We start from the raw sequence: 15,823 nt of genomic DNA on the forward strand, positions 1-15,823 counted from the left end.
CCATGATTCCTGCTGGTCCCGCTCCAACAACCACAACATCATAATTATTTTTCATTTTATCGCTCCGTTCTGGGTTTTAACGCTAACCCTACTAATTATACTCGATATAATTATGCATTTCAATCTTCTTTTATTATCAACGCAAAAAAAATTTTGATACTTAGTTTGCTGAAATAGTTTGAAAATGCTATGATATAGTTAAAGCACGGGAGCTTGTAAACAGGCTGAGAGGAAGTTGTGAACTTCGACCGCTAACCTGATTTGGATAATGCCAACGTAGGGACATACTCACTAACAATAAGTAGGGAATATGGCACTTGGCATATTCTCTTTTTAGTGCTTTAAGAAAGTGAGGAAGAATATGTTTGAAAAAGTTTTAGAAGAAATTAAATTACGCAATCCAATTGTGCATTGCATTACTAACTATGTTACTGTCAATGATTGTGCTAATGCCATCTTAGCTGTTAATGGCAGCCCCATTATGGCTGATGACATTCATGAAGTTGAGGAAATTACAACAATCTGTAATGCTTTAGTAATCAATATTGGTACGCTGAATGAAAGGACAGTTGCTTCAATGATCAAAGCAGGAAAAATGGCTAACCATTTAAATCACCCTGTTGTTCTCGATCCTGTTGGTGCTGGAGCTAGCAAGCTTCGGACTAATACTGCAAAAAAACTACTTGAAGAAATTAATTTTAGTGTTATTCGAGGAAATATTTCCGAAATAAAAGCCCTAGCAATGAATATGACTTCAACTCAAGGAGTCGATGCCAATATCAATGATATTGTAACAGCTGAAAATCTTAATGAAGTTATTAGTTTTGCTAAGAAATTTAGTCAAGAAAGCGGTGCCGTAATCGCAATCACTGGAGCAATTGATATTGTTGCCAATCAAGAAAAAACCTATGTAATCACTAACGGTTGTGCAATGATGTCACGAATCACAGGAACAGGTTGTATGTTATCGGCAATTCTTGGAGCAACAACCGCTATTGGTCAAAATGATCTTTTAGAAACTACTGCTTATACGATTGCAATGATGGGATACTGTGGTGAGTTAGCTGATCAAAGAGTTCGTAATGACAATAGTGGAACAAGCAGTTTTAGAATGCATTTAATCGATGCCTTGAGTACAATTAATTATTATCAATTGAAAGCCGGTGTTAAAATTGAACTTCACTAGAAACATGCTAGAACTATATTTAGTCAGCGACCGCAGCTGGTTGAACGATCGTCCACTTGAAGAAGATATTGAACAAGCTATTTTAGGTGGAGTAACAATGGTTCAATTACGCGAAAAAAATTTAACTGATGAAGAATTTACTATTCAAGCAAAAAAAGTCAAAACAATTTGTTCTAAATACCATATTCCCTTTATCATCAACGATAATGTAGCCGTAGCATTGGCTGTAGACAGTGATGGAATTCATATCGGTCAAGATGATCAGCCTGTTAAAAGAGTTCGAAAAATAATCGGTCCTCATAAAATTATTGGGGTTTCTGCTCACAACTTAAAAGAAGCTCTTGCCGCCAAGGAAGATGGTGCTGATTATTTAGGAGTGGGAGCCATGTTCAATACTTCAACTAAAGATGATGCTACAGCAGTGAGCTTTACCCAATTACATGAAATAACTACAAAAATTGGCTTACCTGTTGTAGCAATCGGTGGTATCAACCAAGACAATTGCCTACTCTTAAAAGGAACAAAAATTGATGGTATTGCTGTTGTTTCAGCCATTATGAGCGCTCCTGATATAAAAGAAGCAGCCGCTAAATTAAAAGCACGTGCCCGAGGAATCTATGATTAAAGGTTATATCATTGACATGGATGGAACTTTGCTTGATTCGATGCACATTTGGAATGAATTAGGCAGTCGTTTTCTCGAATTAAAAGGAATTACCCCTGAGGCAAATCTTAAAGATATCTTGGCACCACTATCAATTAACCAAGCAATTAAATACATCGCTGAGACATATCAATTAAAAGAGCCTCTTGATGTTTTAATCAATGAAGTTAATAGTTTATTAAATCATATTTATTTAAGCGAAATCCCCTTAAAACCAGGGGCTTTGGAATTTATTACTAACTGTTTTAACCATCATAAAAAACTGTGCTTATTAACTGCAAATAATTATCAAGCAACAATTAACATTCTTGATAAATATAATCTAACATCAAAATTTGATGAAATTATTACATGTGATCATACTACTTTAGATAAACGCAGTGGCGAGGCCTACAATTATGCAATCTCTGCATTACACCTCCATAAAGATGAATGCATTGTTATTGAAGATGCCCTTCATGCAATAATTGCTGCAAAAAAGCAAGGTTTTACAGTATGGGCCGTTGCAGATCAAAGTAATCAAGATGATTGGGATGAAATTTGCAAAATAAGTGATTTAAATTTAAAAAATTTATCAGAAATGGAGAGATGATTATGAAAAAAGTTCTAACTATCGCAGGAACTGATCCAACAGGTGGAGCAGGAGTTCAAGCGGATCTAAAAACCATGACAGCTCATAAAGTCTACGGGATGAGTATTATTACTGCCTTAGTGGCCCAAAACACATTAGGTGTTAGAGATATTATGGAAGTAAAACCTGATTTTTTAGCCGAACAGTTTGACTGTGTCTTTGAAGATATTTATCCTGATGCAATTAAAATTGGAATGGTTTCCAGTCCAGTATTAATTGAAATGATCGTAAATAAATTAACATCGCAAAAAGATTGTCCTATCGTTGTTGATCCTGTTATGGTTTCTACTAGCGGATCTCGTTTATTAGCTGACAATGCTCTAAGACTCTTGAAAGAAAAGCTTATTCCATTAGCTACTATTATTACTCCTAATATCCCTGAAGCACAGGTTTTAACAAATTTAAAAATTAATACTAAAGATGACATGATTACAGCCGCAAAGATGATTAGTGAATGGTACCACGGCTACATTTTGATCAAAGGGGGCCATTTTGAAGAACGGGCTGATGACCTTCTTTATTACCGGGGAAATATTACTTGGTTGACAGGAGAAAAAATTAATAATCCTAATACTCATGGCACTGGCTGTACCCTTTCTTCAGCAATTGCTTCCAATCTAGCTTTAGAATATTCAATTGAAGAAAGCGTTACTAGAGCTAAAGTCTATATTACCGGGGCTTTAAAAGCTAATCTTAACCTAGGTCATGGCAGTGGACCATTAGATCATTGCTGGAATATTAATCAAACATTAAAATAATTCAACCGATATAATTGCTTTAGTAGTATAATGAGGTAGAGCTATTTTTTCTAATTTAATAAGGAGGAAAATAGAATGCCAGTTAATCCATATAATCTTGATATGATCACTAAGATCTGTAACCATTTAAATACTGCTTGTGCAATCATTACATATCGTCATAATTTTCATTTTGAATATGCTAATGATCTTTATTATCAACTTTTTAAATACAAGCGTAATGACGGCTTCAACTATTCTCTTCCCTATTCTAATGATTATCAAAAAGTAAAAAATACAATTACTAGTATCATTCAAAAGAAAGAAGAATTTCTCGAAATTGAGACTCAATCATTTAATAAAGATAATGACTTGATTTGGACTCGTTCCAGACTATCCTTTATATACAATAATCAGTCAGTATATATAATTTGTTTAGTCGAAAATATTACTGAAAACAAAAAAGTTTTAAAAAATCTAGAAATCAGTCATCAAAAATATCTTCATGAGGGACAGTTTAAAGCAGCAATAGCATCAGATGCTTTAGTATCCTATGAAATTAATATTGATGATGATTTAATTATCGAAGATATTATCGAAAATACCGTTAACATGTTAAAACTAGTTGACTTAAACACTAACTGTAGTTATAGTGAGTTTTTACTTCGCTGGACTAAAAAATGCGTCCATCCTGATGATAAAAATAAATTCTACCAAGAATTACATCCTCACCGTTTAAAGAAATTATTTGAACAGGGGATTACGGAAGTATATTGTGAATATCGTTCGCTCAATGCAACTCAAAAACAAGGCTGGGTCAGTACAACGATTCATCTCTTACACGTTGGTGAAACAAATAAATTATTTGGCTTTGTCTATGTAAAAGATATTAATGATAAGAAAATACATGAATTAGAATTATTGCGCCAATCTCAATCCGATCCGCTCACTAAACTATACAATCGAACCGCTTTTGGTCAAATTGTTAATGAATATTTAAATAAAAAAAGAGAGTCTAGTAGTGCTTTATTATTGATTGATATTGATAACTTTAAAAATATCAACGATAATCTTGGTCATAGTTTTGGGGATACCGTTTTATGTGAGATTGCTCATAAGCTAACAAATATTTTTAATAACAAAGCAATTATTGGGCGTTATGGCGGCGATGAATTCATTATTTTCATTAAAGATATTCCATCCAAGAAATATGTTTACCATAAAGCTAGTATCATTCTTGAAGAACTTCATCTTTATTACTCATCAAATTATCAAGAATATACGATCAGCAGTTCAATTGGTATTACTTTTAGCCCTGATGACGGTAAAACATTACACGAATTGTTTGAACAAACCGATTCTGCTCTCTATCGAGCAAAAAAACTGGGCAAATCGCAATATTTTGCTTTTAATGATAGCTATCAGGATATAACTCCTGTAACTAATTATATTAGTAAAGGCTGGCTAATTGATGAACTTGATGAAATTGTTTATGTTAGCAGCCTAGATACTTATGAATTACTATACTTAAATCGAAAGGGACGTGAAATCACCGGAATTGAAGCGGGAGAATATAATCATATTAAATGTTACGAAGCTCTACAAGGTCGAACTAGCCCCTGCCCATTTTGTACTAATGCTAAATTAAATCTTAATGAATTTTATATTTGGGAGTTTAGCAATCAGCATCTAAATAAGGACTATATTGTTAAAGATAAATTAGTATTATGGGAAGGAACACCTGTGCGAATGGAAATTGCTGTTGATGTTTCTGATACTCATAACTTCAATCTTCAACGTGTTCCTACTGAATTTGCAATTGAAAAAACGATTTTAGATTGTCTTCAAGCCTTGACAATTCCGGACACTCTTGAAGAAGCTATTAACAACGTTTTAGAGATCATTGGCAATTTTTACCAAGCAACAAGAGCATATATCGTTGAAATTGACCTAAATACAAAAATTGGTTCAAACACTTATGAATGGTGCCAAGAAAACTATCCTCACTATCGTGACCAACTACAGCGGATTGATTTAAATGAAATTCCTTATATTTATGAAGCTTTTGAACATCATAATAATCTAATTATCAATGATTGTGAAGCCATCAAAAAAGAGCATCCTCGAGAATATGCACACTTTATTAGTCGTGAAGCCCATTCTTTAGTGACAATTCCCTATGAGGAAACTGGCATTTTTGCAGGCTATATTGGTGTTGACAATCCTTCAATTAACCAAAATACAATTGCATTACTTGATTCTATCAATTTTTCTATCGTCAACGAGGTAAAGAAACGTCGATTATATGAAAAAACACAGTACAATCTTTATCACGATAACTTAAGCGGCTTACTTAATCGTAATAGTTTTACTCAATTTTTGAGTTATGAAAATAGTGCTGTTTACTCTCAAGGAGTCATTCTTGCAGATATCAACGGCTTGAAAGAAATTAATCGCGATTTTGGACATTACCATGGTGATAAAATAATTACGATTATTTCTAGTATTATGAATTCATATTTCCCAAGCGAAAAAATCTTTAGATTAAGTGGTGATGAATTCATCATTATTGTAAACGATCTTGAGTATAAACAATTTATTGAAGCTACTAAGCAGATGGAAGATACTTTACTCGGTTCAACTCCAAATGGTGTCTCACTTGGATACACATGGAGTGAAGATAACATGGATATTAATGATTTGATTCACCAAGCCGAAGAATTAATGATGATCAACAAACAAATATACTATGAACGAGCTGATACATATAAAAAACACTATTCACCTAAAAAACTTGAAAATCTTCTCAAATGTTTTAAAGCAAAACAATTTGTTGTTTACTTACAGCCAAAATTTGATATTGATCAAAACAAAGTTGTTTCGGCCGAAGCTTTGGTCCGACTTGAATATCCCGGTCACGGCTTAATCATGCCAAATAAATTTATTCCCACATTAGAAAAAGAACGACTGACTCGTTACTTAGATTTTTATATGTTTGAACAAATTTGTGAAATTCTTGAGCGTTGGCAAAAAGAAGGAAAAGAATTAATTCCTATTTCTGTCAATATTTCTCGCCTTACCCTTCTAGAATCTGACTTTACTAATTCCTTAAAACGAATTAAAAATAAGTATAATATTCCTAATAATTTCATAACTCTTGAAATTACTGAAAGCATTGGAAATATCGATCGTAGTATCATTGCTACGATTTCTAAGCGCATTAAAGATCTCGGTTTTAATATTTCACTAGATGACTTCGGTGCTAAATATGCAAATATGTCATTATTATCAACTTTAAATTTTGATGAATTAAAAATTGATAAATCAATGATCGACACATTAGTAAATAACGATAAATGTCAAACTATCTTACATCATATAATTGAAATGTGTAAAAAAATTAATGTTGCCTGTGTCGCTGAAGGAGTTGAAACTGAAAAACAAATAGAACTGTTGGTTTGTTTAGGCTGCAATATTATTCAAGGGTTTTATTATTCTAAACCAATTCCTTTACAAGAATTTGTGGATAAGTATCATCAATAATTTGTCTAAAAGTGTATCCTAATGGATACACTTTTTGTGCATTCTTATTTACAGTAGAAATCAAACATGGTAACATACAAAAGTATGATTATAATGCATTTTTGCGCTTTATAATCAAGATTAATTAATGAAAGGAAGTGAATGCGTGATATCAATTCAAGAATTACTTGGATTAATCAATGAATTTTTATATAGCAATATTTTAATTGCTCTGCTTGTTGCAACCGGGGTGTATTTTACAATTCGAACTAAATTTGTTCAATTTAGAATGTTACCAGAAGGAATTCGACTTCTTAAGGAAAAATCACATCATGATGATGGTGTTTCATCTTTTCAAGCACTAATGATTTCAACTGCATCACGAGTAGGAACTGGTAATATTGCTGGTGTTGCTACAGCTTTGGCTGCTGGTGGAGCTGGTTCTATTTTTTGGATGTGGATAATTGCTCTGATTGGTGGAGCCAGTGCTTTTATTGAATCAACCTTAGCCCAAGTCTATAAAGAAAAAGACGGCGACTCATTTCGTGGAGGACCAGCTTATTATATTGAAAAAGCTATCGGAAAACGCTGGTTAGGAATTATTTTTTCGTGTCTGTTGATTGCTTGCTTTATTTTTGGCTTTAATCCATTGCAAGCATATAATGTTAGTAGTGCCGTCGAATATTATTTTTCAAACAATGAATTAGTTGCCTTTGTTATTGGTGCAGTTTTAGCTTTAGCTACTGCTGCGGTTATTTTTGGCGGAGTCCATCGAATCGGGATCATTAGCTCCAAAGTTGTACCAGTCATGGCTATTTTATATATATTACTTGGTTTATACATAACCTTTAGCAATCTTAATCAGCTACCAGAAATATTTAGTGATATTTTTAATCAAGCATTTGATTTTAAAGCGATTGCAGGAGGATTTGCCGGCTCTTGTGTAATGCATGGAATCAAACGTGGGCTTTTTTCTAACGAAGCTGGAATGGGATCCGCACCGAACGCTGGAGCAACCGCAGATGTTTCTCATCCTGTAAAACAAGGTTTAGTACAAACCATCTCTGTTTTTATTGATACTATGTTAATTTGTTCCACTACTGCTTTTATGTTACTAAATTATGGGACAGAATCTGGATTAACAGGAATGCCGTATGTTCAACAAGCTATTTTTGCTGAAGTAGGTGAATTTGGTATTCATTTTATAACAATTTCTATTTTCTTATTTGCTTTTTCTTCTTTGATTGGAAACTATTGCTATGCTGAAAGTAATTTTAAATTTATTATTGACAACAAAAAAGCTTTATTTATTTTTAGAATTATTACTGTAATTATAATTTTCTTTGGTGCCCAAGCTAGTTTTAATACTATTTGGGATCTAGCTGATGTTTTGATGGGCTTTATGGCAATCATGAATATTGTCGTAATTTTATTGTTAGGTAAAATTGCTTTTAAATGTTTAAAAGACTATAGTATTCAAAAAAAGGAAGGAAAAGATCCAATTTTCCACCCTGATAATTTAGGAATTAAAAACGCTGAATTTTGGCATGATATTGAAAAAGAATATGAAAAACCTGTTGAAGTATGATCCTCAACAGGTTTTATTTATCCAAATTTGCTTCTAATTCTTTTATTCGTGTATTAATACTGTCAATTTCCTGAACGATTGCTGCTGTCTTTTCATCAAAAATATTATCATTACTAATAATTTCATAATACAGTTTGCCTAATTCAATAAACTTCTCATCTAAATCAGCCTGAGCACTTTTTATACTCACTCTCGTTTTCGCGACATCCGCTAATTCAGATGATTTTTCAATTGTTTTTTCTGTCAGTTTTGCTGCTTTTTTACTTAGATCATCAAATAATGCCATGATTATTCCTCCTTATATCTAGCTCATCACATAATTATTTTACCACAACCTCAGTAATCTACAATCACCTTTTCTCTAAAACTCTTTTTCTCAGGATATTATACCCTAAATTTTATCAACAAGCATATAATTTTATTTTTTTCATATATTTTTGATGAGGTGATTTTATAAAAATTCAATGGCAGAAATTAATTATATGTATTATTATTCCCCTTTTTGTAGGTACTCTTTCAGCATTTCTTACACACGATGCTATGACCACATTTGAAACAATTCAAAAGCCAGTGCTATCACCACCGGGATGGCTATTTCCAATCGTTTGGACTGTTCTATATATTTTAATGGGAATAGCATCCTATCTAGTCTTGACTACAGAGTCTTCTCAGCATGTAACTCTTTTCATTTATAAGATTCAGCTTTTTTTCAATTTTATTTGGCCTATTATCTTCTTTAATCTTAGGTTGTACTTACTTGCCTTTATTTGGCTAATAATTTTATGGCTGCTTATCTTAATAACAGCAATCCTATTTTACAAAACAAATAAATTAGCTGGCTATCTAATGCTCCCATATCTTATTTGGGTAACTTTTGCTGGTTATTTAAATCTTTCGATCTATCTTTTAAATTAAGTTCAACAATAAAAAAAGCCATTTACTATATGTAAAAGGCTTTTTGCTATTTATAAAAACTGCCGAATATCAATTACTAATTTTTCCTCAAGATTAATTAATCTTTTTGTAATATCTTTCGTTTTTTCATCAGCTGCTTCATATTGATTAAGATATTTATTAAGAGATTTTACTCCCATATTGCATCCATCAGTTATTAGATCGGCAATCGTTTGATCAGATTCATGCATAACCAATTTAGCATTTGTCTTGACCCAAGACATGCCTTTAGCCATTGGATTAGGTTCTTTGCCTTCATCATGAAACTTATCTAAAAGAGTTTGAATCTCTTCTTTTAACTGCTCATGTTCTCTTTTGCAGTCAATTAAATGCTGTCTTAACGTTTCATCATGTGCATAATCTAAAACATCATCGATTGAAGCTGCACCCATCTTAATCCCTGCATCACATTCTCGTAATAATTTTATAGTATCTGGTTCAATCATTATTTGTACGCTCCTTTTATTCTATAAAATCATTATGCTCTTTTTATTTATATTTATTCTTAATTATAAGGTAATAATCCCTCTTTCAATATAGCTGGCTACTGCTTGTTCCACTGTTTCTAAGGTTGTATATTTAGGTGAATATTCTAACAATTTTTGTGCATTTTCAATACTATATTCCCCACTTCTTGCAATATGATAATAAGTATGATCTATTAATTCATCATCATTAACATATTTACACCATTTTTCCCATGACAAAAATTTAATTTTAGGCTCTTGATTAAAATAACGGTACATTGCTTTAGCATACCCATATAAAGTCATTGATTCTCTTTCAACCGCATGAAAACTCTCTCCTAATGCTTGATTTCTATGAGTGATTGCCTGATAAAACATTTGCGCAACATCATCACCATGGACATGATGTAAAGTTTCCATACCTAAATTTGGTAAATAGATTTCCTGCCCATTTGCAATTTTTTGAAATACTGAAAAGTCTGTATTCCCAAGAGGATTAATAATTGTCCAGCCTGGTCCAGAAATTTGACCTGGCATAATTATCGTTGCTGGAAAACCATTTTTGCGATACTGTTCTTTTAAATACAACTCACTTTGATATTTATCAACTCCATAATCATCCAAAGGCTCTTTTAAACTATTTGGATCAGCTGGTAAAAATTCTGCTCGACCATGAGCCCAAATCGATGAACAATATAAATAATGAGATATCTTAATTTCCTTCAATGCTGTAACCATTTTTTTCGTATCTTCGATATTAAAGTTGATTAAGTCTACAACAATATCAGCATTCATTTTAGCAACTTTATAAGCAAAGTCTTCATCTTTATTACGATCTAAAACTACTTGTTCTACCATCTTCCAAGCAGGATCATTTATGTATGGCTTACTTTTACCCCGACTAATTGCTACAACTTTAAACCCTCCCTTCACTAATTTAGGCACTAAATATGAACCGATATGTCCACATGCCCCAATAACAACTACTTTCATAAATCTTCCTCCTTTTGATAAACCTATCTTAATTCAAATAAAGATGACATTAAAGCTAGTTTTATCCTTTTAGAAAAGCTTTCTCATTTATCTTTATAAATACAAGTATCATTTGTAAAAGCCTTTTACAAACCGCTTTGCTTAATCCATTGCTTATCATATTTGTTATGATAGAATATAATAGAAACGATAATACCAGGAGGGCGAGCAATGCTATTACAAGAAAAAATGAAAAACACAAAATTTTCTCCAAGTGAAGAAATAGTTATTGATTTTATCTTAACAAAACAAGAGCGAATAAAAGATTATTCGACAACGATGATTGCTGGTGAAACATATACTTCACCATCGCTATTGGTTAGAATTTCTAAAAAATTAGGATTCAGTGGTTATAATAATTTTAAAAACGCCTTTTTAGAAGAAGTTCAATATTTGCACAAAAGTCATTTAAATATAGATGCCAATCAACCTTTTTTAAAAACAGATTCAATTATGAATATCGCTAACAAAATAACACAGTTAAAAACTGAAAGTCTTAATGATACCCTTTCATTAATTCATCACGATACACTGCAAAAAGCAGTGAGAGCATTACAAAAAAGTAATACTGTTAAAGTTTTTGGTGTTTCTAATTTATCATTTCCAGCTGAAGAATTTGTTTTTAAATTACGCCACATCGGTAAAAATGCTGAAGTTTTTGTGTTAAATAGCAATATCTATCAAGAAGCAATGATGGCCAATTCTAATGATTTAGGAATTTGTCTTTCATATTCTGGAGAATCTGGTGAAATTATTAAAATTGCTAATATTTTAAAGAAAAAGAATGTCCCTATTATCGCAATAACAAGTATTGGTGAAAATAGTTTAACTCGATTAGCTGATATTGTTTTACGGGTTACAACAAGAGAAAAATCATATTCAAAAATTGGTGCTTATTCTTCACTAGAATCCATCTCACTTATTTTAGATGTATTATATTCTTGCTTTTTTACAACAGCCTATGATCAGCATTATACTTTTAAAACTGAACTCGCTAAAAATACGGAATCACGAGAAATTACTAATTTAATTATTCAAGAAAATGAACAAAATGAAAAAGAATGACTTTTAACAAAAGTCATTCTTTCCTATTATTTAAGCTGATGCAAACGTGAATATTCTTGAGCAATTAGTCCGGCAATAAATTGTAATTGATAAGGATGACTGTTTTGATCTTGTAACGATTTAAATAAAATTGTTCGATCAATACATTCAGGATACTCTCTGTCATCACTCGATATCATCCATATTTTAGGCGCTGTTAATCTTTTTTTCAAAGCTCTTAAATCTTGATAATCAAAATATGCACCTGTATACGAAAAAATTATAATCAAATCATCTTCATCAGCCGCAACAATATATTGAATTTGTTGAGAATAGGAGATATTAGTATATACCTGTTTATTCAGCATTAATAAGTCACCTTGCAAATTAAAAGCTACTGCTCCAGCTTTTAACAAACCAAAAATGGCTACCTTTTGATATTCATTGATATCCTTACATAAATCAATTACTGCATCCATATCAATTGATTTTTCAACCATGATAATACTTTCTCTTACTTTATGACTATAATCATGCAGTCTTGCTTGTTTCGAAGTTGCGTGTGAATGATCTTCAAAAGATAAATCTGTTGACAACAACAGTTCTTTTAATTCAGCAAAGTCCCTTAAACCTACTTCTTTACAAAAACGGGAAATTGAGCTTACCGCAACATTGCATTCCTTAGCAATTTCCTTGATTCCAAGATTTTGAACTTCCTCAAGGTGATTCAAAATATATGCTGCTATCTGGCTATTAGTTGAACCATTTTTTTCGCTGACAAGCGTACTTAAAAAAACTATTGGTAATTTATCATAGATCATTATTATCACTCACTTTCACTTATCTTCCACCAGCAAAGTTATATAATAGTCTTTCCTTCATTTCACTAACATCTTGACCTAACACTTCGATAATCTTAAATGCAAATGGATATGATGTTGCTGGCCCTTGGCTTGTTATAATATTCTGATCAAAAACAACAACCTTATCAACAAATTCTCCACCTACTAATTTATCGGCATATCCAGTATAGCCAGTCACATTTTTACCGTCGATAACTCTTGCCTTTGATAAAACAATTGTTCCAGAACATATTGCTGCTAAATACTTTCCATTTTCATTATAGTATTGAACCATTTCAATAACCAGTGGATTTGCTCCTAAATTCACACCCCCTGGTCTTCCGCCAGGTAAAACCAGCATATCATAATTTTTGATCTCATCACTAAAAATCTTATCTACTTTTATCATCATCCCCTGCATCCCCCTAACGTACTGTTCAGCAAAACCAAATGTATGACACTCAATTCCGGCTCTTCTTAACAAGTCTACAATCGTCACTGTTTCACTTTCTTCGTATCCATCTACTACCAATACTGCAGCTTTTCTCATACTATTCATCCTCCTTAACATCAAAAGCATTAAAATAGACCATTCTTTTTTTGAGAGCTAGTGAATTGCCACCCAATAAATCTACCAGCTTATATGCAAATGCATAAACTGTTGCTGGACCGCGACTCGTTACAATTTTCCCATCAATCACCACTTTATCATGTAAGTAATTTCCTTGTTTTATTTTTTGCTCGTATCCCACATAAGCAGTATAGTTTTTTCCTTTTAGTAATCCCGCCTTTTCTAAAACAATCGGAGCTGCACATATGGCACAAATATACTTGTTTTTTTGTGCCATTATATTTAAAATTTCAATTAACCTTGTATTATCTCTTAAGTTAGCAGCACCGGGATACCCTCCTGGTAAAATAATCATATCATAATCAATTACCTCATCATTTAGTACGCTGTCACATTTCACAATAATATCATGTGCTCCTGCAACATCCTTTTCAAAACCGATCATATCGCATTGAAAATTAGCACGACGAATAATATCTATAATAGATAACGTCTCCCCTTCTTCAAACCCTGGAGCTACAATAACTGCTGCCTTTTTCATATCTTCTTTCCTCCTTTTAATTTATATTTACACAATAATATTGTTTACACCGTTTATCAATTCATTTCCAAAATTAAGAAATCATAAAAAAGACTTTTGTTTCACCAAAAGTCTAAATATTATTGATAAAGTTTTTATTTCCTTTGATATTTACCATATCGAAAAAAGATATATCTATATGCCGCCAGTATCTTTTGAGGAACTTCAACATGTTCAATATACTGCTTACCATTTGGTCCATAGCCATCTTTATCATCGATGACTCTCTTCATTTCTCCTAATAAAAGTGAAATATATCGTTCTTTTGACCATAAGCCCCAAATATTATTTTTAAGTTCAAATCCAATATTCTCAACAACTGGCAAAAAACATCTATAATTATCAAAATTTATATGTGGAGCATAATGTCTTGCAGTTGCATCGATTCGCCTTTGCATAAGAGGATCATGAACCAATAAAATATTTTTTACTATAATGTCTTCTTTTTTGAGAAGTTTGAAAGCAAACTGAATATTTTCCCCACAATTAGTAGATTCTTTTTCTAATAAAATAGTATTGTCTACCCCATAATTTTCTTCAATAAGATACTTAAATAATTCTGCTTCACTTCTTTTAGTAATATCTTTAATATCATACTTCTCTTTAATCGTATTGATTAAAATATCTGTAGTATGACCTTTTCCTCCAGCAATCATGAAGTGATAAGCATGCCCTGTTTTGTATAGTTGATAAGCTATTAATCCAGTTTCAGCAATAGCATTTCCTAATACTAAAATCAGATCATACTTTTTCTTTTCATCATATGTATTTATCGCTAAAAATTGATTAAGAAGATTAAAAGCCTGACTATCTTTCATTTAATTGCAAATATTGAGGAAGCTCAATTTGTCCACTTTTATATATTAAAGGAACCACATAATCAATATATTCTTTTTTAATCTTCTTATTCTTTTCATCAATCCATTCTAATGGAAATGGTTTAACATGATTTGCTACTTTATGAATATCAACGTGACTTAATAAAAATTCATTTCTATTTTTTGAAATTGTGACCATAATCCCCGTTCGTTTATCCAACGCACAATTTATTGCATAACTACCAATACGTAAAGCATTTTCTATGTCTATGTAACTGGCTAAATGTGCTGCACAACGCTGAAGGGTACTTAACTGAATGGCCCGTACTTTACAGCCAAGATGGTCACCGATAAGTTTTTTTAGATAATTTGAACAGCCATTATTTGATAAATGACCAAATGCATCTTTTTGAATCCCACTATCTAGTGATACACACATTCCATATTGATCTCGAATACCTTCAGATACAGCAATAATACAGTGATCCTTCTTTTTTAATTTATCTTTGATCTGTTCAAGAAAGTCATTTTCATCAAAAATGTTTTCCGGCATATAAATTAAATCGATAGAATCAGGATAGACTTCATTAACAAGTTGTGCTGAAGCTGTTAACCAGCCAGCATCTCGCCCCATAATTTCTACGATCGTTACTGATTTTATTGGATATATAACACTGTCAAAAGCAATTTCACATAATGAGGTAGCAACATAATGACAGGCAGAAGGGTATCCTGGTGTATAATCAATATTCATAAGATCATTGTCAATTGTTTTAGGAATACCAATAAAGTTGATTGGGCAATTACATATTTTTGCATAAGTACTTAATTTTTCAATAGTATCCATTGAATCATTACCACCAATATAAAAGAAGTCGGTAATTTCATACTTATTTAATATTGTAATTATTCTTTGCTTAATTGATTGATCCTTTTCGAAAATCTTATATCTACATGAGCCTAAATACATTGCTGGTGTATGAATCAACTTAAACAAATTCTTCTGATCTTTAAAACTACTTAAATCAACCATCTTTTCATCTAACAATCCATCTATTCCATTAATCATTCCATATATTTTCTCATAATCTGCTTTCAAAGCTCCTTGAATGACCCCGGCTAATGTTGCATTAATAACTACTGTCGGCCCACCAGATTGTCCGATTATACATTTTCTCGACATGATC

16 protein-coding genes and 1 riboswitch are annotated in these 15,823 nt (G+C 32.0%); of the genes, 8 read left to right on the plus strand and 8 right to left on the minus strand.

Translation table 11 applies throughout. The annotated features are described in order from the left end of the window. Positions 1-195: 195 nt before the first annotated feature. Positions 196-301: riboswitch (TPP riboswitch) on the plus strand. Between the two features lie 60 nt (positions 302-361). The 6 genes from thiM (at position 362) to KTF99_RS02860 (ending at position 8,328) form a co-directional block, all read left to right on the plus strand. Continuing rightward, a complete protein-coding gene (gene thiM, locus KTF99_RS02835) occupies positions 362-1,186 on the plus strand; it encodes a hydroxyethylthiazole kinase (protein ID WP_029482207.1) in 825 nt (274 codons plus the stop codon). Between the two features lie 4 nt (positions 1,187-1,190). Then, positions 1,191-1,811: a thiamine phosphate synthase gene (gene thiE / locus KTF99_RS02840; RefSeq protein WP_029482205.1), complete on the plus strand. Its 621-nt coding sequence runs from the start codon at positions 1,191-1,193 to the stop codon at positions 1,809-1,811. Further along, entirely contained in the window at positions 1,804-2,442 is a 639-nt protein-coding gene (locus KTF99_RS02845) for an HAD family hydrolase (protein WP_008792615.1), read from the plus strand. The genes thiE and KTF99_RS02845 overlap by 8 nt, the downstream gene beginning before the upstream one ends. Before the next feature lie 2 nt (positions 2,443-2,444). Further along, entirely contained in the window at positions 2,445-3,239 is a 795-nt protein-coding gene (gene thiD, locus KTF99_RS02850; protein WP_008792614.1) for a bifunctional hydroxymethylpyrimidine kinase/phosphomethylpyrimidine kinase, read from the plus strand. 75 nt (positions 3,240-3,314) lie between these two features. Then, positions 3,315-6,761 carry a bifunctional diguanylate cyclase/phosphodiesterase gene (locus tag KTF99_RS02855; protein ID WP_217215437.1) on the plus strand — a complete coding sequence of 1,149 codons (3,447 nt, stop codon included), beginning with the start codon at positions 3,315-3,317 and terminating at the stop codon, positions 6,759-6,761. Between the two features lie 127 nt (positions 6,762-6,888). Beyond that, a complete protein-coding gene (locus tag KTF99_RS02860; protein ID WP_003535742.1) occupies positions 6,889-8,328 on the plus strand; it encodes an alanine/glycine:cation symporter family protein in 1,440 nt (479 codons plus the stop codon). A 13-nt stretch (positions 8,329-8,341) separates the two neighbouring features. Here KTF99_RS02860 and KTF99_RS02865 read toward each other — a convergent pair whose 3' ends face one another. Next, complete coding sequence (locus KTF99_RS02865; protein ID WP_003535740.1) at positions 8,342-8,614, minus strand: hypothetical protein; 273 nt, start codon at positions 8,612-8,614, stop codon at positions 8,342-8,344. 206 nt (positions 8,615-8,820) lie between these two features. Between KTF99_RS02865 and KTF99_RS02870 the strand changes: the two genes are divergently transcribed. After that, complete coding sequence (locus KTF99_RS02870) at positions 8,821-9,243, plus strand: TspO/MBR family protein (protein WP_081446368.1); 423 nt, start codon at positions 8,821-8,823, stop codon at positions 9,241-9,243. Positions 9,244-9,293: 50 nt separating this feature from the next. Here the strand turns inward: KTF99_RS02870 and KTF99_RS02875 are convergent, their stop codons facing one another. Together KTF99_RS02875 and KTF99_RS02880 are read right to left on the minus strand one after the other, a co-directional pair. Further along, a complete protein-coding gene (locus KTF99_RS02875; protein ID WP_003535736.1) occupies positions 9,294-9,728 on the minus strand; it encodes a hypothetical protein in 435 nt (144 codons plus the stop codon). Between the two features lie 63 nt (positions 9,729-9,791). Further along, positions 9,792-10,742 carry an NAD-dependent epimerase/dehydratase family protein gene (locus KTF99_RS02880; RefSeq protein WP_008792609.1) on the minus strand — a complete coding sequence of 317 codons (951 nt, stop codon included), beginning with the start codon at positions 10,740-10,742 and terminating at the stop codon, positions 9,792-9,794. 210 nt (positions 10,743-10,952) lie between these two features. Between KTF99_RS02880 and KTF99_RS02885 the strand changes: the two genes are divergently transcribed. Further along, on the plus strand, positions 10,953-11,846 hold the full coding sequence (locus KTF99_RS02885; RefSeq protein ID WP_003535732.1) for a MurR/RpiR family transcriptional regulator: 894 nt from the start codon (positions 10,953-10,955) through the stop codon (positions 11,844-11,846). Between the two features lie 26 nt (positions 11,847-11,872). Here KTF99_RS02885 and KTF99_RS02890 read toward each other — a convergent pair whose 3' ends face one another. From KTF99_RS02890 to KTF99_RS02910, 5 genes are all read right to left on the minus strand, one after another. Next, positions 11,873-12,646 carry a MurR/RpiR family transcriptional regulator gene (locus tag KTF99_RS02890; protein WP_003535730.1) on the minus strand — a complete coding sequence of 258 codons (774 nt, stop codon included), beginning with the start codon at positions 12,644-12,646 and terminating at the stop codon, positions 11,873-11,875. Positions 12,647-12,665: 19 nt separating this feature from the next. Next, positions 12,666-13,217, minus strand: coding sequence for a DJ-1 family glyoxalase III (locus KTF99_RS02895; RefSeq protein ID WP_009300391.1), 552 nt, complete (start codon positions 13,215-13,217; stop codon positions 12,666-12,668). Position 13,218: 1 nt separating this feature from the next. Beyond that, positions 13,219-13,779, minus strand: a complete 561-nt coding sequence (locus KTF99_RS02900) for a DJ-1 family glyoxalase III (protein ID WP_003535726.1) — start codon at positions 13,777-13,779, stop codon at positions 13,219-13,221. 134 nt (positions 13,780-13,913) lie between these two features. Then, positions 13,914-14,636 carry a YdcF family protein gene (locus tag KTF99_RS02905; protein ID WP_003535724.1) on the minus strand — a complete coding sequence of 241 codons (723 nt, stop codon included), beginning with the start codon at positions 14,634-14,636 and terminating at the stop codon, positions 13,914-13,916. Next, entirely contained in the window at positions 14,626-15,819 is a 1,194-nt protein-coding gene (locus tag KTF99_RS02910; protein ID WP_003535722.1) for a diphosphate--fructose-6-phosphate 1-phosphotransferase, read from the minus strand. Before KTF99_RS02910 ends, KTF99_RS02905 begins: the two co-directional genes overlap by 11 nt. Between the last annotated feature and the right edge of the window lie 4 nt (positions 15,820-15,823).

The sequence above is a fragment of the Erysipelatoclostridium sp. MSK.7.34 genome, assembly GCF_019041935.1.
Taxonomy (GTDB): domain Bacteria; phylum Bacillota_I; class Bacilli_A; order Erysipelotrichales; family Coprobacillaceae; genus Thomasclavelia; species Thomasclavelia ramosa.

Coding starts and splice junctions, on each gene's coding strand:
- thiM (WP_029482207.1), top strand. CDS start 362: ATGTTTGAAAAAGTTTTAGAAGAAATTAAATTACGCAATCCAATTGTG.
- thiE (WP_029482205.1), top strand. CDS start 1,191: ATGCTAGAACTATATTTAGTCAGCGACCGCAGCTGGTTGAACGATCGT.
- KTF99_RS02845 (WP_008792615.1), top strand. CDS start 1,804: ATGATTAAAGGTTATATCATTGACATGGATGGAACTTTGCTTGATTCG.
- thiD (WP_008792614.1), top strand. CDS start 2,445: ATGAAAAAAGTTCTAACTATCGCAGGAACTGATCCAACAGGTGGAGCA.
- KTF99_RS02855 (WP_217215437.1), top strand. CDS start 3,315: ATGCCAGTTAATCCATATAATCTTGATATGATCACTAAGATCTGTAAC.
- KTF99_RS02860 (WP_003535742.1), top strand. CDS start 6,889: ATGAAAGGAAGTGAATGCGTGATATCAATTCAAGAATTACTTGGATTA.
- KTF99_RS02865 (WP_003535740.1), bottom strand. CDS start 8,614: ATGGCATTATTTGATGATCTAAGTAAAAAAGCAGCAAAACTGACAGAA.
- KTF99_RS02875 (WP_003535736.1), bottom strand. CDS start 9,728: ATGATTGAACCAGATACTATAAAATTATTACGAGAATGTGATGCAGGG.
- KTF99_RS02880 (WP_008792609.1), bottom strand. CDS start 10,742: ATGAAAGTAGTTGTTATTGGGGCATGTGGACATATCGGTTCATATTTA.
- KTF99_RS02885 (WP_003535732.1), top strand. CDS start 10,953: ATGCTATTACAAGAAAAAATGAAAAACACAAAATTTTCTCCAAGTGAA.
- KTF99_RS02890 (WP_003535730.1), bottom strand. CDS start 12,646: ATGATCTATGATAAATTACCAATAGTTTTTTTAAGTACGCTTGTCAGC.
- KTF99_RS02895 (WP_009300391.1), bottom strand. CDS start 13,217: ATGAGAAAAGCTGCAGTATTGGTAGTAGATGGATACGAAGAAAGTGAA.
- KTF99_RS02900 (WP_003535726.1), bottom strand. CDS start 13,779: ATGAAAAAGGCAGCAGTTATTGTAGCTCCAGGGTTTGAAGAAGGGGAG.
- KTF99_RS02905 (WP_003535724.1), bottom strand. CDS start 14,636: ATGAAAGATAGTCAGGCTTTTAATCTTCTTAATCAATTTTTAGCGATA.
- KTF99_RS02910 (WP_003535722.1), bottom strand. CDS start 15,819: ATGTCGAGAAAATGTATAATCGGACAATCTGGTGGGCCGACAGTAGTT.